Below are 18,124 nucleotides of genomic sequence, written 5' to 3'. Positions count from 1 at the left end.
ACAAATTTGACTAAAATACTCATATCTGATGTGACTGAATATTTTTGTTTCGGACGTTTAGCACGTCGTAGCTCGTGATAATTTCCTTCTATATTCTGACGACTTTTTCTGGCGAAAACGCACTACGTAGACGACTTTTATCGTCTTCAAATCGGTTCACCTCGGAACCAGATCGAACGTACTAGAATAATCAACAAAAATCTTATCTATGGGGCTACCATCACCGGAACTGGAGAAGAACACACGATCGATAATGAACGAAACAAACGACACAGCAGCTACACGACGTGGGGTGATGAAGGGCATCGGCGGGCTCGCCGCGTTGTCCATGTCCGGCGCGACGATCGCAGAGGCAGAGGACGTTTTGAACGACTCGGTTCCCAGCGACCCGCACACGCTCGACACGTACCGCTCCATCGTGGACGCCATCGTGCCTCGCACGCCACAGCTGGAGAGCGAACTCGGACCGGAACACGTTCCAGGCGGTCTCGACGTCGAACTGGAGAAGTTCCTCGTCTGGGACTTCAATCACTTCCAGGAGATCCGTGCCGAGATGGTCACCGAGAAAGGACTGCTCGACGGTCCATCGGACGCCGAGATGCCGCTGGAGATGTTCGAGTCGGTGCTCGACCTGACCAACCTCGGTGGCCTGTTCGGTCCCGACTCGCCGCTCGATGCCGTGTTGAACCTCGCCGATCTCGACCTCCTCGATCTGGATCTCGGGCTGGACGATGATGCGCTCGAAGAGGCACTCACGTTCGGGCCGGTCGAGCGCTACGACATTTCCTTTGCCGACGACGTTGCCTCCTCGTCCGGTCCTGCCGCGTTCGAACTGCTCGTCGAGACGGCAAACGAGACGACTCATCAGGTGGTGCAGAACTACCCCTACGCACCGGCGTTCACGCTCGTCTTCGACATCGTGGCCGCCGAGTTCATCGCCCGTGGCGAAAACGAGGACGCCATCAAGCGCGACAGAAGCAAGTTCCCCGCCGGCGGGACGTTCGTCCAGCTCTCCCCGGAGGACCGACTTCGGTGCCTGTGGACCATCGTCGATGGCGGTGCGATAGACCGTCTCGACGACCTGCTCTCGCCGCTCGTGCCCGACGTGGGCATCCTGAAGTACGTCGTGATGGCTGTGAATGGCCTGCACGGCTTCGGCTACTACACCGAGTGGTCGGGGCTGGGTGAGACGAAAACCAACAACCCGACCGAGCGCTCGCTGTCAACGCCGGCCGGCGAGGTCCAGAGCCGGCAACAGAGCGGCTATCCGGGCCCGGCCGACGGCTACGCCGCCAACTGGCGACACGCCGTCGATGGCGGGTTCGCCGACCCCGACGTGGAGGAGTTGAACCTGCCGAGCAACCTGGAAGGCGATGACGTCATCGAGGGCATCGGGGGTGGAACATGAACGACCCCGACGTGGTCATCGTCGGTGCGGGTGCGGACGGCCCGGCGACGGCGTGGAAACTCGCCCACGATCATGGTATCGACGTGCTTCTCCTCGAAGGCGGCCCGTGGCACGGCAACGAACAATGGCCCAAACCACACGCCGACTCCGGTGGGACGATAAGCACCGACCCCGATGACTTGGATGGCAAACTGCTCGACGAGCAGTTCACCCACCGCGAGGCCGACGCGAACGACCCGACCTACGGCTATCTACGCGTGGGCCCCGCGGACCACTCGCGTGCGCCGTGGTTCCGCAACCTCCACCAGAACGCGTTCATCTGGCAGGTCGGGGCCGTTGGCGGCACGTCGCTGCATTACTTCTCCAACCACCCGCGTGGGTATCCGACCGCCTTCAACGACCAACCCCACTGGCCAATCGACTACGAGGAACTCGTTCCCTACTACCAGCTGAACGAGGAGCTGACGAGCACCCAGCAGGCCCCGATGACCGCCAAGGAGGAGGTGTTCATCGAGGGCGCGGACGCTCTCTACCCGCTCATCGAGAGCAAAAACGTCACCGAGACGGGCTGGCGGCCGCAGGCCAACGCCGTCGAGGTTCCCGGTCGAGAGACCGCGACCGGCGAGCCGCTCGACGCCGACTACGAGGGCTCGTTCAGCTACGACGACGGGTTCCGCGGCGACACGCTCGTCGGCGATCACTTCCAGGGATCGTCGACACCCGTCGACGCCCCCGTTCGTGACAAGGCGCGCAAGTCGAGCAACGTCGGCTACGTGCCCCGCGCGCTCGACACCAACAAAAGTTCCGAGCAGGGCAACGTCGCGCTCCGGCCGAACGCCTACGTCACGGACATTCAGACCAAGGAGGGTGCGGGGACCCTCGAAGCCACAGGTGTCACGTTCCGCGACTCGTGGTCGGGCCAGTCCCAGACCGTCACTGCCGATACGGTCGTCCTCGCGGGTGGCTGTATCGAGACGCCTCGGCTCTGGCTCAACGCGGGCCTGCCGGACGACGGCTGGGTCGGCAAAGGTCTCACCACTCACTGGTTCGACTGGATCGTCGGCGTCTACGACGACGAGACGGTCGCCGACATCAACCCCGAGGTCGAGCACATGGACCCCTACGTCGGGCAGAACTCCGCCGTGCGCTTCGACAAACCCGGTGTCGGCGGGATGGAGGACATCGGAATGAGTCCCGGTCTGGTCTCGTACGCCGACTACCTGTTCAGCCAGGCGGGCTACAGCTTCGACACCGAGGTCGATCCGAGTGAACCGTGGGACACCCGTGGCTACGTCGTCGGCGAGGAACTCAAGCGTCGGATGTCGAACTACAAGCAGACGAAGGCGCTGCTCATCCTCACTGACGACCTCCCGCGCCAGAGTAATGGGGTGTCGCTCGACAACACCTTCAGCGACGAGCACGGCCCGGTCCCGAAGGTGAAGTGGGAGCCACACCCTGACGACGACGCGAAGCGCGACGAGCTGTCGAGGATCGCGGCGAACATCCACAAGGAGGCGGGGGCCGACCACGTCCACCGGTGTGACTGGCCGCCGCTGCTCCTCCACATGCAGTCGTCGATGCGGATGGGGGAAGTGCTCGACGAGAACGCCGAGGCGAAAAACGTCAACCGACTGTTCGTCGCCGACCACTCGGCGATGGCCAACGGCGTCGGCGGCCCGAACCCGACCAACAGCGGCCAGGCGCTCGCGCTGCGGACCGCCGACAAGATCGCCGAACGCTACTTCTGAGTTCGGCTCCGGCTCTTTTTATCGAGCTGAAGAACCAGCCCGTCTCGCAGTCAATCCAATCGATCGGTGTCGATCGTGACACCGGACGGCGTGACGAGCAGGAATCGGCGGAAGTGAATGAGTTCGCCACCCATCTCGCGGATATCGGGCGCGAAGCCGGCTGCGAGCCGCTTCATGTCGCCCTCGACGGCGAGAACGAGCACCGCGCCGCCGTCGACCTCCGCGACCCACTCTTCGTCGGGCGTCCGGCCGTCGAGCACCCCGAGGACCACCCGACCGGTGCCGTCGGCGTCCTCCACGTCCATCTCTGATTCGATCGTCTGGAGATCGAGGTCGAACTCGCTCATACCGGGTCTCACCGCGGTCGAAGAAAACGCTTCCGTCAGTCGTCGGCCGGCTCCGCCCGCGGCACGTCGGACGTTCGATCGGACTGCCGGGAGAAGTACGTCGCCAACGCGGGGCCGGTGACGTTGTGCCAGACGCTGAACAGCGCGGGCGGGAGCGCGGCGAGCGGGCTGAAGTACGCCGTCGCGAGCGCGACCGCGAGCCCGCTGTTCTGGAGGGCGACCTCGAAGGTACACGCCCGGACCCGCTCGGGGCTCATTCCGCTCGCGCGCCCGACGCCGTAGCCAGCCCCCAGCCCGATCGCGTTGTGGGCGACGACCGCGAGCAACACGACCGCGCCCGCAGTCAGGATGTTCTCGACGTTGAGCCCGACGACCGCCGCGACGATGGCGACGATGGCGGCGACGCTGATCGCGGGAAAGATCGAGAGGCCCGCCGTCGCGAGCCGCGGCGCGTAGCGATCGAGGGCGATGCGGAGCACGAACCCGGCGATCACGGGGAGCAGGACGACCTGAACGATGCTCGTGAACATCTCGGCGAACGTGACCTGGAGCTGTTCGCCGGCCAGCGCGACGACCCACGCCGGCATCACGACCGGTGCGGCGATCGTCGTCACGGTGGTGATCGCGACCGAGAGCGCGACGTCACCCTTTCCGAGATACGTCATCACGTTCGATGCCGTGCCGCCCGGCGCAGCACCCAGCAGGATCACGCCGATCGCGAGTGCGGGCGGGAGCGAGAGCGCGACCGTGATCGCCCACGCCGCGATCGGCATCACGATCCACTGGGTGACTGCGCCGATCGCGACGTCGCGCGGACGCTCCGCGATCCGCGCGAAATCCGCGGGCTGGAGCGTCAGCCCCATTCCGAGCATGATGACGCCCAGCAGCGGCGTGATGTACGGCTCGATCCAGGTGAACGTCGCGGGCGAGGCGAGCGCCGCACCCGAGAACAGCAACACCCAGACCACGAAGTACGTGCTCGCGAACCCCCCGATCCGTTCGAGTCGGTCGAGCAGGCTCACGCCCTCGGCTCCTCGCTCACGGAACGGGCGGGATGGCGGTCCCACCACGCGAGTGCGCGAGACGATCCGCCGGCGCGGTCGATGTCGTCGGACATACCACGGCCGTCACCACGCCCCAATAAAAGTCCTCGGCCGCGTCGACTACGCGTACTCCTTCCGGAACCCGCGGAACTCGGTGCGGTGGGCCTCCTCGTCGGTGAGGATCGTGACTGCGATGTCCTCGGTCACGGGATCGTCGGCGTCGCGCGCGGCGTGGATCAACGATCGATAGGTGTCGATGGCGTCGTTCTCGGCTTCGAGAACGCCGTCGATCACCGCGGGCACGTCCGTCGAGTCCTCCGGGGGCTGGAGGCTATCCTGGTGCATCTCGAAATCGGCCGACGCCGGCGGGCGCTCGTCGAGCTGTTTCAGTCGCTGGCCGAGCATCCTGGCGTGATTCAGTTCTTCGTCGATGTCGACCTCGAGGCTCTCTTTGATCTCCTCGGCCCGAACCCCGTCGAGCACGATGGAGTTCGTGAGGTAGTTCATCACGGTCTCGATCTCGTCGCCGTAGGCCACTTTGAGCAGGCGAGTGACTTCCTCGCTCGTCATGGGCCCCGCTACACGCTCCGGGAACTTCAGTGTAGCTGCCGTCCGTCGGATCGGCGGTCCTCGCGACGCCGCCGGATCGCGCGCGAGCCTCGTTCTGTTGTATTCCGGCTATTCAGGGCGGAAATATCACTCCGACGGCGGCCACGTTGCGACGGTTCGCTGTGATCTGTGCTGAGGAATATAAGGAATTGGCGACAAATGATATACGTTGATTGCTGTCGGTTTTGGGGTCGGTCGTCGTGTGGGTCGTCCCATGCCGTGTGGTGGAGCGACAGGTTTATGAGTGTCATGCGCATCGGAGTCGATTGCAATGTCCCACCACAACGTGGACACGGAGGACACATCGTCGGAGACCCCGGCGGGTCGAGTTCTTCCAGGGCACACTAGAATCCACAACTGAAGTCGACACGGTTCGAATTTTCGACACGACGCTACGTGACGGCGAGCAGTCGCCACGCACCTCGTTCAGCTACGACGACAAGCGCGAGATCGCTGCAACGCTGGACGAGATGGGAACCCATGTAATCGAGGCTGGGTTCCCCGTGAACTCCGATGCGGAGTTCGAGGCCGTGAGCGACATCGCCGCGAGCACGAGTGTGACAACCTGCGGCCTGGCACGCGTCGTCGAGGGCGACGTCGACGCCGCGCTGGACGCCGGCGTGGAGATGGTCCACGTCTTCGCGTCGACCAGCGACGTCCAACTGGAGGACGCGATGCACGCCAGCCGCGAGGACATGAAAGAGCGCTCGGTCGAGGCGGTTGAGCGCGCGAAGGAAGCCGGCGTCGAGGTGATGTTCTCGCCGATGGACGCCACTCGTACTGATGGGGAGTACCTCGTCGACGTGGTCGAGGCGGTCTCGACGGCCGGCGCGGACTGGATCAACGTTCCCGACACCTGCGGGGTCGCGACCCCCAGCCGGTTCGGCGACCTGATCGAGACCGTCCGCGCGCACACCGACGCCCGGATAGACGTCCATACCCACGACGACTTCGGCCTGGCGAGCGCGAACGCGCTTGCAGGTTTCGAGGCCGGAGCCGAGCAGGCTCAAGTGAGTGTGAACGGCATCGGCGAGCGCGCCGGTAACGCCGCCTACGAGGAGGTCGTGATGAGCGCCGAGTCGCTGTACGACGTCGACACCGGGATCGACACGACCCGGATCACCGAACTCGCGCGAGTAGTCGAGCGAATGAGCGGGATCGAGACGCCCGCGAACAAGCCGATCGTCGGCGCGAACGCGTTCAGCCACGAGTCGGGGATCCACGCCGCGGGCGTGATCGAGAACTCCGACACCTTCGAGCCGGGCGTGATGACTCCCGAGATGGTCGGCGCGGAACGCGAGCTCGTCTTGGGGAAACACACCGGCCAGCATTCAGTCCGCGAGCGGCTCGTCGAGGCCGGATTCCAGCCGACCGACGACGAGGTGCGCGAGTGCACCCGCCGAGTGAAGGACTTCGGTGCCGAGAAGGAGCGGGTCACGATGGACGTGCTGACCCGGTTCGCGAGCGAGGTCGGCATCAGTCGATCGGAGCGGATCGTCCGGACGGAGGCCGACGACTGAATCATGCGCGCTTCGAACGCTCCATCCCATCACCGGCGGGTAGCGCCAGCCCGTGCGAGCGGAGACGGTAGTGCGATCGGCCCTCGCCAGAACCCCGGCCGGCGCAACGCTTGCAGCGCACGCAAGGGTTATTACCGTCGGAATGGAGGATGTGGATACGATGTTCCGATCGACTGTCGCACGAGGGCCGCAGCCTCGGAGCGGCGCGGTCGGCGTGCGTGTGTCGATTATTGTAGGGGCGTAGCCCCCTACACCACCTTCTCCCCCGACCCTGCTGCACCGACCACACAGCGACCAGCACGCGCGACACTCGACACGCGATCCATGCACGACCGACAGCGACCACGACAACAACGACCGACCCGACCACGCCAGACGTATCGCCCACGACGGATGCACGGCTCACCGCCCACACCGCGAACGGGGGGTGTTCCGTGAGCGAACAGCAACCGACTCACCGCCCCGACGCGGACGAGCCGGCCACCGAAGCCGCGACGGCCGAGGAGGTGGCTGCCGAAGGGACGCCCACGGAAGAAGCGTCCTCCGAGGACGCAGGTGCTCGGCCCGTGACGACCGGCTCGGAGTCGGTCGTGCGCGCGCTCGAAACCGCCGGCGTCGAGCATCTCTTCGGGGTTCAGGGCGGCGCGATCATGCCGGTGTACGACGCGCTGTACGACTCGGCGATGGACCACGTCACGATGGCCCATGAGCAGGGTGCAGCCCACGCCGCCGACGCCTACGGCATCGTCTCGGGCGATCCCGGCGTCTGTCTCGCGACCTCGGGACCGGGGGCGACGAACCTCGTGACCGGGCTCGCGGACGCCTCGCTCGACTCGGACCCGATGATCGCGCTCACGGGTCAGGTTCCGACTGCGATGGTTGGCTCGGACGCCTTCCAGGAGGCCGACACCACCGGGATCACGAGTCCCGTGACGAAGGAGAACTACTTCGCGAGCGACGCCGACACCGTGGGCGACGCGGTGGGTGAGGCGTTCGCGCTCGCTGACGAGGGCCGCCAGGGGCCGACGCTCGTCGACCTCCCGAAAGACGTGACGAACGGCGCGACCGACCGTGAGCCAGACGAGGGGAAAACGCCGGAAACCTACGATCCGCCCGAACGCGCCGACGAGGAGGCGGTCGAAACGGCCGCAGACGCGATCGCCAGCGCCGAGCGGCCCGTGATCCTCGCTGGCGGCGGCGTGATCAAGGCCGAGGCGTGCGACGACCTCCGGCAATTCGCCACCGAGTACGGCGTGCCCGTGGTGACGACGATGCCAGCAGTCGGCGCGTTCCCCGAAGACCGCGACCTCGCGATGGAGATGGCCGGAATGCACGGCACGGGCTACGCGAACATGGCGATCACCCACTGCGACGCGATGTTCGCGGTCGGCACCCGCTTCGACGATCGACTGACCGGTGGTGTCGAGACGTTCGCCCCGGAGGCCGAGATCGTCCACGCCGACATCGATCCCGCGGAGATCAGCAAGAACGTCCACGCCGACTACCCGCTGCTCGGCGACGCCGGCACGGTGATCGAGCAGGTCCACGCCGCGCTCGCCGAGGAGCGAGACACGGACATGGCCGCGACCGGCGAGCGCTGGCAGGAGTGGCGCGAGCAGTGCCTGATGTGGAAGGACGAGTACCCGATGGACTACGCTGCGCCGGCGGATGCACCACTAAAGCCACAGTTCGTGGTCGAGGCCGTGGACGCGGCGACGGCCGACGACACGATCGTGACGACGGGTGTCGGCCAGCACCAGATGTGGGCGGTCCAGTACTGGACGTACACCGAGCCCCGGACGTGGGTCTCCTCGCACGGTCTCGGGACGATGGGCTACGGGCTGCCCTCCGCTATCGGCGCGCGCTTCGCAGCCGACGACGACCAGTCGGTGGTCTGTTTCGACGGCGACGGCTCCTTTTTGATGACGCTTCAGGAGCTCGCGGTCGCCGTCAGGGAGAACCTCGACATCACGGTGTTCGTCCTGAACAACGAGGCGGTCGGGATGGTGCGGCAGTGGCAGGACGGGTTCTTCGAGGGCCGGCGGATGGCCTCGGAGTACCCGTGGGTGCCCGACTTCGAGACGCTCGCCGAGGCGTTCGGCGCGCGCGGGTACACCATCGACGACGAGGGCGAGGTCGAGGACGTCGTGAGCGAGGCGCTCGCGCACGACGGACCGTCGGTCGTCGACGCTCATATCGATCCGACCGAGAACGTCTACCCGATGGTGCCGAGCGGTGGCGCGAACGGCGAGTTCGTCCTCGCGGAGGATCAGCTATGACGGAAGGACTCCAGGGACCGGCTCCCGACGAGCGACCACAGCCGTCGGGCCGGCGCAACGCCCAGGGCATCCGGATCGATCCGGCGGTCGCGGCCGAGCCCGCGTCGCGACGCACGGTCATCTCGGCGCTGGTCGAGAACGAGCCGGGCGTGCTGGCGACGATCTCCGGGCTCGTCTCGCGCCGGCAGTTCAACATCGAGTCCCTGACCGTGGGCACGACCACGAACCCCGAGACCTCCCGGGTCACGCTGGTGATCGAGGAGCCAGAACCCGGCGTCCGCCAGGTCGAAAAACAGCTCGACAAGGTGATCAACGTGATCTCGGTGCGCGAGCTGGGCGACGACGCCGTGCGCCGGGAGCTCGTGGTCCTGAAAGTCCACGGCGAGGAGCCCGACAAGGTCCATGCCGTCACCGAGATGTACGACGGAACCACCCTCGACGCCGGCCCACGGACCGTTACTGTCCAGATCACCGGTGACGAACAGAAAATCGACGACGCGATCGACGCCTTCCGGCAGTTCGGGATTCGCGAGCTCGCTCGGACGGGACAGACCGCGCTCGCGCGCGGCGAGGAGTGGACGACTCACGCCGAAGAGGAGCGGTACGAACGAACCCAATCATGACAGAACACGCGACGATCTACTACGACGACGACGCCGACAGCACCGCCATCGACGGGAAGACAGTAGCCGTGATGGGCTACGGCTCCCAGGGCCACGCCCACGCGCAAAATCTCGCCGAGAGCGGGGTCGAGGTGGTTGTGGGGCTCCGCGAGGACTCGAATTCTCGCGACGCCGTCCGTGCCGACGGGCTCGACGTAGAAACTCCCGTCGAGGCCGCCGCGCGCGCGGACATCGTCTCGATGCTCGTCCCCGACACCGTCCAGCCGTCGGTCTACGACGACATCACCGAGGAACTCGACGCCGGCGACACCCTCCAGTTCGCCCACGGGTTCAACATCCACTTCGGGCAGATCGAACCGCCCGAGGACGTGGACGTGACGATGATCGCCCCGAAGAGCCCGGGCCACCTCGTCCGGCGCAACTACGAGAACGATCAGGGGACGCCAGGTCTGCTCGCGGTTTATCAGGATGCGACCGGCGAGGCAAAGGACGAAGCGCTCGCGTACGCCCAGGCCATCGGCTGCACCCGCGCGGGGGTCGTCGAGACAACGTTCCGCGAGGAGACCGAGACCGACCTGTTCGGCGAGCAAGCAGTGCTCTGTGGCGGCGTGACGAGCCTGATCAAGCAGGCCTACGAGACGCTCGTCGATGCTGGATACAGCCCCGAGATGGCGTACTTCGAGTGTCTCAACGAGATGAAGCTCATCGTCGATCTGATGTACGAAGGTGGGCTGGGCGAGATGTGGGATTCGGTCTCTGATACGGCCGAGTACGGCGGTCTCACCAAGGGCGACGTCGTGGTCGACGAGCACGCCCGCGCGAACATGGAGAACGTTCTCGAAGACGTCCAGAACGGTGCGTTCGCCCGCGAGTGGATCGCCGAAAACCAGGCCAACCGACCCGCCTACCGCCAGCTCCGGCAGGCCGAGAAGAACCACGAGATCGAGGACGTGGGCGAGCGCCTGCGCGACCTGTTCGCGTGGGCCGAGGACACCGAATCGAGCGAGGAAGAAGCCGACGCAGAGCGAGTCCAAGCAGATGACTGAGAACGCGACACGACCGATGACGAACGAAACGACACGGCAGACGACGGACGCGACGAACCGAACGATGAACGACGTGAGCCACACTAACCCGCAGACCGGCCGGCCGTTCGGCGAGCGCGTGGTCTTTGCACGCGGCCCGACGGTGGCGGCGGACGGCGGTGAGAGAAACGGTGATTCTCGAACGACGGCAGACGGGACGTCTGCCGGAAGTAAGCCGGACGCGGAGCGGGCCGCGGACGACGCGGCCGAAGACGCCGACGACGAGACGGATGATCGCATGGAGGACGTCGATCACGAGCCGCCGAGCGAGACCGAGGCGAACCCGGTCTTCGAGCGCGGCCGCGAGGGTCGCGACGACGATCGATGAGCGATCGCACCCTCTACGACAAGGTCTGGGATCGCCACGCGGTCACGGAACTCCCAACCGGCCAGACCCAGCTGTTCGTGGGGCTCCACCTCATCCACGAGGTGACGAGCCCCCAGGCGTTCGGGATGCTGCGCGAGCGCGATCTGGAAGTCGCCTATCCGGAGCACACCCACGCGACGGTCGACCACATCGTCCCGACGGCCGACCAGTCTCGGCCCTACGGCGACGACGCTGCCGAAGAGATGATGAGCGAGCTGGAGGAAAACGTCCGCGAGGCCGGGATCGACTTCTCAGATCCCACCACGGGCGACCAGGGCATCGTCCACGTCGTCGGCCCGGAGCAGGGGCTGACCCAACCGGGGATGACGGTGGTCTGTGGCGATTCCCACACCGCGACTCACGGCGCGTTCGGCGCGCTCGCGTTCGGTATCGGGACCTCCCAGATCAGGGACGTGCTCGCCACGGGCTCGATCGCAATGGAGAAACAGCAGGTCCGCAAGATCGAGATCACCGGCGAACTCGGTGCGGGTGTCGAGGCCAAGGACGTGATCCTCGCGATCATCCGTAAGCTGGGTACTGACGGCGGCGTCGGCTACGTCTACGAGTACGCTGGCGACGCGATCGAATCACTCGGGATGGAGGGGCGTATGTCGATCTGCAATATGTCGATCGAGGGTGGCGCGCGAGCGGGGTACGTCAACCCCGACGCGACGACATACGACTGGCTTAGTGAGACCGACGCCTTCGCCGACGACCCCGAGAAATTCGAGCGGCTGAAGCCCTACTGGGAGTCGATCCGCTCGGAGAGCGATGCCGAGTACGACGACGTCGTGACGATCGACGGCGGCGCGCTCGAACCGATGGTGACGTGGGGAACGACGCCCGGCCAGGGAATCGGAATTTCGGAACCGATCCCCGCGCCCGAGAACCTCCCCGAGAGCGAGCGCGACACCGCACGACGCGCCCAAGAGCACATGCGCGTCGAGCCAGGCGACCGGATGGACGGGTACGAGGTCGACGTGGCCTTCCTCGGATCGTGTACCAACGCCCGCCTGACCGATCTGCGCCGCGCGGCGCGGATCGTAACCGGTCGCGAGGTCCACCCCGACGTGCGTGCGATGGTGGTCCCCGGGAGCCAGCGCGTCCAAGCGACTGCCGAAGAAGAAGGGCTACAGGACGTGTTCACCGAGGCGGGCTTCGAGTGGCGCAACGCGGGCTGCTCGATGTGTCTCGGCATGAACGAGGATCAACTGGAGGGCGACGAGGCGTGTGCCTCGTCGTCGAACCGGAACTTCGTGGGTCGCCAGGGATCGAAGGACGGCCGCACAGTCCTGATGAACCCGCGGATGGTGGCCGCAGCAGCCCTGAAAGGGACGGTCACGGATGTTTGTGAGATCGAGGAACGGGAGGTGCCTACCGCATGAGCGCTGGCGATGCCGACGGTGGTGTTGCGGACGCCGACGCTGACGGCGGGGACGGCCCCGTCGAAACCGTCGAGCACGTCTCGGGAACGGGCGTCCCGATCCGGGGCAACGACATCGACACCGACCAGATCATCCCGGCGCGGTTCATGAAGGTCGTGACGTTCGACGGGCTGGGCCAGTTCGCGTTCTTCGATCAGCGCTTCGACGACGATGACGAACCGAAGGACCACCCGATGAACGAGGAGCGCTTTCAGGAGGCGTCGGTGATGGCGGTCAACGCCAACTTCGGCTGTGGCTCCTCGCGCGAGCACGCCCCACAGGCGCTCCAGCGTTGGGGGATCGACGCGCTGGTCGGCGAGTCGTTCGCCGAGATCTTCGCGGGCAACTGCCTCGCGCTCGGCATTCCGACCGTGACCACCGACGCGGAGGCGGTCGCCGATCTTCAAGAATTCATCGAGAACAACCCCGACACGGCGATCGACGTCGACGTGGCCGCCGAGACGGTGCGCTACGGCGATCGCGAGATCGACGTCGCGGTCGACGACGCCCAGCGCACGGCGCTCGTCGATGGCGAGTGGGACACGACCGCACTCATGCGATCGAACGCGGGTGTCGTGGACGAGACTGCACAGGCGCTCCCCTACGTCGATGACTGATCGGATCGCGGTGATCCCCGGCGATGGGATCGGCAAGGAGGTCGTCCCGGTCGCGGTGAAAGTGCTCGATGCGGTCGGCGACTTCGTGTTCGAGTACGCCGAAGCGGGTGACGAGACACGCGCCCAGACCGGCAGTGCGCTTCCCGAGGAGACTCGAGAGCTGGCCGCGGCGGCCGATGCGACGCTGTTCGGCGCAGCGGGCGAGACTGCCGCCGACGTGATCCTCCCGCTCCGTGAAGCGGTCGGGTCGTTCGCGAACGTCCGCCCCGCGCGTGCCTACCCGGGTGTCGACGCGCTCCACCCCGAGACCGACCTCGTGTTCGTTCGGGAGAACACCGAGGGCGTCTACGCGGGCATCGAGAGCGAGATCACCGAGAGCGTTCGGACGCTCACGCGCGTGACGACGGACGCGGCCTCGCAACGAATTGCGGAGTTCGGCTTCGACTACGCTGCCGAGAACGGGTACGACGTGACCATCGCACACAAGGCGAACGTCATGCGCCGTACCGATGGCCTGTTTCTCGACGGCGTCGCGGCGGTCGCCGACGAACGCGGGGCCGACTACGAGACGGCTCTGATGGACGCCCTCGCGATGCATCTCGTGATGGATCCCTCCGATTACGGGGTCGTGATCTGTCCGAACCTCGCGGGCGACGTGCTTTCCGATCTCGCGGCCGGGCTGGTCGGCGGGCTGGGACTGCTTCCGAGCGCGAACGTCGGCCCCGACCGCGCGCTGTTCGAACCCGTTCACGGTACTGCGCCCGACATCGCGGGCGAGGGAGTCGCCAACCCCGTCGCGACGGTGTTGAGCGCCGCAATGTGCTGTGAGTATCTCGGCTACGACGCTGCGGGCGAGCGCGTGCGCGGGGCCGTGCTGGAGGTGCTCGCGGACGGACCCCGGACGCCGGATCTCGGTGGCGACGCGACGACCGAGGACGTCGAACGGTCGATCGTCGACCGGCTCTGAGCACGGCCGCCGCAGTTAAGCGCCTCGCGTGCGTTGGGCCGTTTGCCATGCCTGATGTCCATCTCGACGAGGACACCGCCGACCGACTCGATCGGCTTCGAGTCGACGAGGAGTCCTACGACGAGATCGTGACCGAACTCATCAACATCTACGAGACCGAGGAGCGAACGCTGTTTCGCGGTGGCAGTCCCTAATTTCCCGCGCTCGCGCGGATGTCGTCCCACTTGCCTCGGTCTTCGAGGCGTTGCTGGAGTTCGTCGGCGTAGCGTTGGGTCAGTCGCTCGGCGTCGTCGATCCGCTTCTGATCGGTGCCGCCGTCGCCGCCCATCCCGAGCGCGTTCTTGATCGAGCCGAAGACCCCACCATCGTCATTTCCGCCCGATCCCTCGCCGCTCATTGCACCCATTCCGCCCATGCCACCGCCGACGTTGTCGAGCTCGGGCATGATGTGTGGGAGATTGTCAGTGTTCGCGACGAGACGATCTTCGCCCCCTGCCGACCCTTCGACCTCGAACTCGACGGCGGTCATGATGAGTCCCCACTGCTGGCGGGAGAACTGGGAGTTCTCGACGGTCGAGGCGAACTCCTGGTCGACAGCCATCCGATCGCCAGCGATCCTGTCGCTCCACTCGCGGTCGCTCATGAGCGGGGTTGTACGGGGGTGCGTATCAGGCTTCCGTGCGTAGCGGCGCGGTTGCGGAGCGGCTGCGGTAGCGGCGCGGTTGCGGTGCCTGGCGGATGAAGGGCGAGGTCACAAGCGCAGCGAGTGACCGAGGGCTTCGGCGGTGCGGCGGCGGTACGGTGCAGTAGCGGGCCTCGGTGGATCGAGGGCGAACGAGCGACGGGAGAGAGGGTTCGCGCGGTGCTGTGTGGTGGCAGAAAGTACCAGTAATTCTTCCGCGAGTGAACGGAGTGAACGAGCGGGTGTTTTTAGTCCAGGTTTTTGCAAGCCGAGCGGGACGGCGGAGCCGTCCCGCTGGCCGTGCGAACGGGCGCGAAGCGCCCGTGAGCAGACGGGGGTCGCCGCAGGCGACCCCTCGCAGTAAAAAAGTGGGTGTCTTAGAGTACCTGCTCGATGCTATCGTAGTTCTCGATCGTGACGCCCTCCTCGGTGACTTCCGAGAGGGTGATCCCGTTGCCGCTGGCGGTGTCACGCTCGACTGCACTTTTGACGGCGCGGGCGGCGACCGTCTCGGCCTCGTCCATGCTCAGGCCGTCGTCGTACTCTTGTTCGAGCACCCCGAGTGCGAACGGCGATCCAGAGCCACTCACGGCGTAGTCCTCCTCCATCACGCTGCCACCGATGTCGATCCGGTAGATGTGACTGCCCTCGTCGTCGACGCCGCCGAGCACCGGCTGGACGATGAAGAAGGCCCCGCTGCGGAGGAAGTTGCCCGTGAGTGTCGAGAGCGCCTGCATGCTCATCTCCTCGCCGCGGCGCGCCTCGTAGAGATCGACCTCCGCCTTCAGGTTGCTGATGAGTGCTTGGGCCGCGCTGACCGCGCCCGAGATCGTGAGCGCCCCGCGAGGGTGGATCTCCGCGATCTTCTCGGCCTGCTTGCTCGCGACCATGTTGCCGGCGCTCGCGCGGCGGTCGGTGGCGAGCACGACACCCTCGCTGGTCGTGAGGCCAACGGTGGTCGTGCCCGTCTTCGTCATCTCTCCTTTGTCCATCTCTGGCTCGGGGAGCGTGCCGAGCTCCGGGCCGTAGACGTCCTCCGATGGCTGCAAATCGGGCTGAGAGAGGTTCTGGCCGTCGGGAAGCTGAGGCATACGCCTCGTTCGGCCCGGATGCTGATAAAGCCAGTCTTTCACACTCGGATTGCCGATTCGAGTCGAAGAATCGAGTGGTGCTACCCGTCGATCGCGCGCTCGTGGGCCTCGCCGAGCCGTTCGACGAGGGTATCGACCGGGAGAGACATTCCAGCTCGCTCGGTGAGCAGCGCGAGCGGGAAGGTGACGATGCCGAGCGCGAGGGCGGCCTGGTAGGCGGCGAACAGGGTCGTGCGGCGCAGCCGTTCGATCATGGCGTCATCCGAGGGGCCGACAGAGACCTATATAACTATTTCGAGTCGCTGGACCGCTCGTATCGAGAGTACACCGCCGCTGTCGTGCGATTCAACTATTTTTGATCGTATCGCAAGTTCACTTGACCTCGATGGTGTACGATCCGAATCGCCGGGGTAGATCACTGCTGTCGTCGCGATAACTTATGGAACGCATCGCGTTCACGTGCGCGCCGGGACGATCACGTCGAATCGGATCGTCATGGCCGGCGACGGAACCGCAAGGCACGTCACGCCCCGGGGCAGATGGGAGGTATGAGCGATTATCTCGTGGCGCTGGAGGCGGCGTGGTTGGTCCGAGACGTCGATGACGTCGACGACGCGATCGGGGTCGCGGTCAGCGAGGCCGGCAAGCGACTCAACGAGCGCGACAAATCCTACGTCGAGGTCGATGTCGGTGCGACCGGCTGTCCGGCCTGCGGCGAGCCGTTCGATTCGGCGTTCGTCGCAGCCGGTACCGCGATCGTCGGTCTCGTCCTCGAAATCGAGATCTTCAACGCCGACGGCCGCGAGCACGCCCAGCGGATCGCGAAAAGCGAGGTCGGCGGCGCGCTCCGGGACGTCCCGCTCGACATCGTCGAGACCATCGAACACGATCCGGAAGACGAGTAGCGCGCTGTGCGGCGGCGGTGCGGACCTTGGTGGATCGAGGGCGAACGACCGAAGGGAGTGAGGGCTCGGGCGGTGCTGTGCGGTGGCGGCAAGCGCCAGCAGACCTACCGTGAACGAGCGCCGCAGGCGCGAGTGAACGGGTGTTTTTAGTCCACCGGAAGACTCGCTTCGCTCACGGCTCGTTCCTTGCCGTTCGCATCGAGGTGCTCACTACGCTCGCACCTCGCGCCGCTCGTCTTCCGAGCCTCCGTTCGCCTTCGTCTTCGCGCGGCTCCACCGCGCGAACGGTCCGCGGGACCTCCGGTCCCGCGCTACTCACGGAGACAGGTTTTTGGAGGGGTTCGAGGGAGCGCGCGACCGAGGATCCCGTGTAAAAAAGTGGGTCTTCAGGACAAGTGAGCAGCCACATCGGCTTCGGTGATGATCCCAGCCATTCGCCCGCTCTCGACCACGATAACCGCACCGTGGTGATCGAGGTGGGTGTCGACCGCATCGAGCGTCGCGTCGGGGGCCACGGTCGTGATCGACTCGCGCATCACGTCAGCCACGGGGAGTTCGGCGGCATCGTCGGTCCCGGCACGGCGGATGTCACTGTTCGAAATGATCCCGACGGGATACTCGTCGTGGACCACCGGCAGCTGGGAGTAGCCCGCCTCACCCATCCGTTCGATGGCCTCCCGAACGCTGTCGTCGGGAGCGACGTGAACGACCGACTCGCCCATCAGGTCGCTCGCACGGCGAATCTCGCCTTCGGCGGCGTCGAGCGCGGTCACGATCCGCCGGAGCGTCGAGAGTCGGGGATCGACGTCCCCGCTCTCGATCCGCGCGATCAGCGGCTGGGAGACCCCTGCCCGCTCGGCGAGCGCACTCTGGGTGATATCGACCTCGTGACGACGTTCACGGAGGTCGTCGGGCGTCGGCAGGTCCATGTTCGGAGATAACCACGGGTAATCAAAAGCTTTCCGGGGTCCTCTTTTGACTTTGCTACGAGACGGCGACAGCGAGGCGCTACGCGCCTCGGGCCGTTCGTGCGGCGCAGCCGCGCGAAGAAGCTGCCGCGGCATCTCGGAAGAACGGCATTCTTTCGGACCACATCGGATGTCTTCACGCGACTTCCGCAGCTCCTTCGCGATGGAGTTGCGACGCTTCCCGCGACCGCAACCGCACAGCACCGCCCGAGCCCTCAGCCGTTCACTCACTCCGTTCGTTCACGGTCTCGCCCTCGATCCACCGAGGCCCGCTTCCCCACCGCACCGCTACCGTACCGCCGAAGCCCTCGCCGCGCGCTCCCTTCGGTCGCTACTCACTCGGCCTACGGCCTCGTTCGTGCGCCTCGCCCTTCATCCGCTGTCAGAGAAACCTCCGACAAGCCTCGTGCTCGTTTCACTCACACGAGACGCCAGGAGAGC

The 18,124-nt window shown here is 65.9% G+C and carries 19 protein-coding genes; 12 read left to right on the top strand and 7 right to left on the bottom strand.

Going from position 1 to position 18,124, the window contains the following annotated elements:
• Nucleotides 1–295: 295 nt before the first annotated feature.
• A complete protein-coding gene (locus PHA81_RS00095) occupies nucleotides 296–1,408 on the top strand; it encodes a hypothetical protein (RefSeq protein ID WP_241430335.1) in 1,113 nt (370 codons plus the stop codon).
• On the top strand, nucleotides 1,405–3,156 hold the full coding sequence (locus tag PHA81_RS00090; RefSeq protein WP_005043215.1) for a GMC oxidoreductase: 1,752 nt from the start codon (nucleotides 1,405–1,407) through the stop codon (nucleotides 3,154–3,156). Before PHA81_RS00095 ends, PHA81_RS00090 begins: the two co-directional genes overlap by 4 nt.
• A 50-nt stretch (nucleotides 3,157–3,206) precedes the next feature.
• On the opposite strand, the gene PHA81_RS00085 is transcribed toward PHA81_RS00090, so the two are convergent.
• The 3 genes from PHA81_RS00085 to PHA81_RS00075 form a co-directional block, all read right to left on the bottom strand.
• Nucleotides 3,207–3,503: a DUF5779 family protein gene (locus PHA81_RS00085; protein WP_005043214.1), complete on the bottom strand. Its 297-nt coding sequence runs from the start codon at nucleotides 3,501–3,503 to the stop codon at nucleotides 3,207–3,209.
• Between the two features lie 35 nt (nucleotides 3,504–3,538).
• Nucleotides 3,539–4,525 (bottom strand): bile acid:sodium symporter family protein, encoded by a 987-nt coding sequence (locus PHA81_RS00080; protein WP_005043213.1) that lies wholly within the window; start codon nucleotides 4,523–4,525, stop codon nucleotides 3,539–3,541.
• A 141-nt stretch (nucleotides 4,526–4,666) separates the two neighbouring features.
• The gene (locus PHA81_RS00075; RefSeq protein ID WP_005043212.1) at nucleotides 4,667–5,116 is read right to left on the bottom strand and encodes a ferritin-like domain-containing protein; all 450 of its coding nucleotides are present in this window, start codon (nucleotides 5,114–5,116) and stop codon (nucleotides 4,667–4,669) included.
• 305 nt (nucleotides 5,117–5,421) lie between these two features.
• Between PHA81_RS00075 and PHA81_RS00070 the strand changes: the two genes are divergently transcribed.
• The 9 genes from PHA81_RS00070 (at nucleotide 5,422) to PHA81_RS00030 (ending at nucleotide 14,231) form a co-directional block, all read left to right on the top strand.
• Nucleotides 5,422–6,675 carry a 2-isopropylmalate synthase gene (locus PHA81_RS00070; protein WP_005043211.1) on the top strand — a complete coding sequence of 418 codons (1,254 nt, stop codon included), beginning with the start codon at nucleotides 5,422–5,424 and terminating at the stop codon, nucleotides 6,673–6,675.
• Between the two features lie 506 nt (nucleotides 6,676–7,181).
• A complete protein-coding gene (gene ilvB, locus PHA81_RS00065; RefSeq protein ID WP_049910088.1) occupies nucleotides 7,182–8,954 on the top strand; it encodes a biosynthetic-type acetolactate synthase large subunit in 1,773 nt (590 codons plus the stop codon).
• Nucleotides 8,951–9,577 (top strand): acetolactate synthase small subunit, encoded by a 627-nt coding sequence (ilvN, locus tag PHA81_RS00060; RefSeq protein ID WP_005043209.1) that lies wholly within the window; start codon nucleotides 8,951–8,953, stop codon nucleotides 9,575–9,577. Before ilvB ends, ilvN begins: the two co-directional genes overlap by 4 nt.
• Nucleotides 9,574–10,623: a ketol-acid reductoisomerase gene (gene ilvC / locus PHA81_RS00055; protein WP_005043207.1), complete on the top strand. Its 1,050-nt coding sequence runs from the start codon at nucleotides 9,574–9,576 to the stop codon at nucleotides 10,621–10,623. Before ilvN ends, ilvC begins: the two co-directional genes overlap by 4 nt.
• 16 nt (nucleotides 10,624–10,639) lie before the next feature.
• Nucleotides 10,640–10,990: a hypothetical protein gene (locus PHA81_RS00050; RefSeq protein WP_049910087.1), complete on the top strand. Its 351-nt coding sequence runs from the start codon at nucleotides 10,640–10,642 to the stop codon at nucleotides 10,988–10,990.
• The gene (gene leuC, locus PHA81_RS00045; protein ID WP_273834554.1) at nucleotides 10,987–12,414 is read left to right on the top strand and encodes a 3-isopropylmalate dehydratase large subunit; all 1,428 of its coding nucleotides are present in this window, start codon (nucleotides 10,987–10,989) and stop codon (nucleotides 12,412–12,414) included. The genes PHA81_RS00050 and leuC overlap by 4 nt, the downstream gene beginning before the upstream one ends.
• Nucleotides 12,411–13,070 (top strand): 3-isopropylmalate dehydratase small subunit, encoded by a 660-nt coding sequence (gene leuD / locus PHA81_RS00040; RefSeq protein ID WP_005043203.1) that lies wholly within the window; start codon nucleotides 12,411–12,413, stop codon nucleotides 13,068–13,070. The genes leuC and leuD overlap by 4 nt, the downstream gene beginning before the upstream one ends.
• Entirely contained in the window at nucleotides 13,063–14,037 is a 975-nt protein-coding gene (locus PHA81_RS00035; protein ID WP_005043202.1) for an isocitrate/isopropylmalate family dehydrogenase, read from the top strand. Before leuD ends, PHA81_RS00035 begins: the two co-directional genes overlap by 8 nt.
• A 47-nt stretch (nucleotides 14,038–14,084) precedes the next feature.
• The gene (locus PHA81_RS00030) at nucleotides 14,085–14,231 is read left to right on the top strand and encodes a hypothetical protein (RefSeq protein WP_005043200.1); all 147 of its coding nucleotides are present in this window, start codon (nucleotides 14,085–14,087) and stop codon (nucleotides 14,229–14,231) included.
• Here the strand turns inward: PHA81_RS00030 and PHA81_RS00025 are convergent.
• From PHA81_RS00025 to PHA81_RS00015, 3 genes are all read right to left on the bottom strand, one after another.
• Complete coding sequence (locus tag PHA81_RS00025) at nucleotides 14,228–14,680, bottom strand: DUF5799 family protein (RefSeq protein WP_005043199.1); 453 nt, start codon at nucleotides 14,678–14,680, stop codon at nucleotides 14,228–14,230. The two genes, PHA81_RS00030 and PHA81_RS00025, sit on opposite strands and share 4 nt — an antisense overlap.
• Before the next feature lie 416 nt (nucleotides 14,681–15,096).
• Complete coding sequence (psmB, locus tag PHA81_RS00020; protein WP_005043198.1) at nucleotides 15,097–15,810, bottom strand: archaeal proteasome endopeptidase complex subunit beta; 714 nt, start codon at nucleotides 15,808–15,810, stop codon at nucleotides 15,097–15,099.
• Nucleotides 15,811–15,890: 80 nt separating this feature from the next.
• On the bottom strand, nucleotides 15,891–16,064 hold the full coding sequence (locus PHA81_RS00015; RefSeq protein ID WP_005043197.1) for a hypothetical protein: 174 nt from the start codon (nucleotides 16,062–16,064) through the stop codon (nucleotides 15,891–15,893).
• A 294-nt stretch (nucleotides 16,065–16,358) separates the two neighbouring features.
• Between PHA81_RS00015 and PHA81_RS00010 the strand changes: the two genes are divergently transcribed.
• Nucleotides 16,359–16,715, top strand: a complete 357-nt coding sequence (locus tag PHA81_RS00010; RefSeq protein ID WP_005043196.1) for a DUF555 domain-containing protein — start codon at nucleotides 16,359–16,361, stop codon at nucleotides 16,713–16,715.
• Nucleotides 16,716–17,101: 386 nt separating this feature from the next.
• On the opposite strand, the gene PHA81_RS00005 is transcribed toward PHA81_RS00010, so the two are convergent.
• Nucleotides 17,102–17,644, bottom strand: coding sequence for a CBS domain-containing protein (locus PHA81_RS00005; RefSeq protein WP_005043195.1), 543 nt, complete (start codon nucleotides 17,642–17,644; stop codon nucleotides 17,102–17,104).
• Between the last annotated feature and the right edge of the window lie 480 nt (nucleotides 17,645–18,124).

The organism is Halococcus sp. PRR34 (genome assembly GCF_028617175.1).
Taxonomy (GTDB): domain Archaea; phylum Halobacteriota; class Halobacteria; order Halobacteriales; family Halococcaceae; genus Halococcus; species Halococcus salifodinae.
Note: the sequence above shows the minus strand (reverse complement) of the source record. Positions and strands in the feature narration are given on the sequence as shown.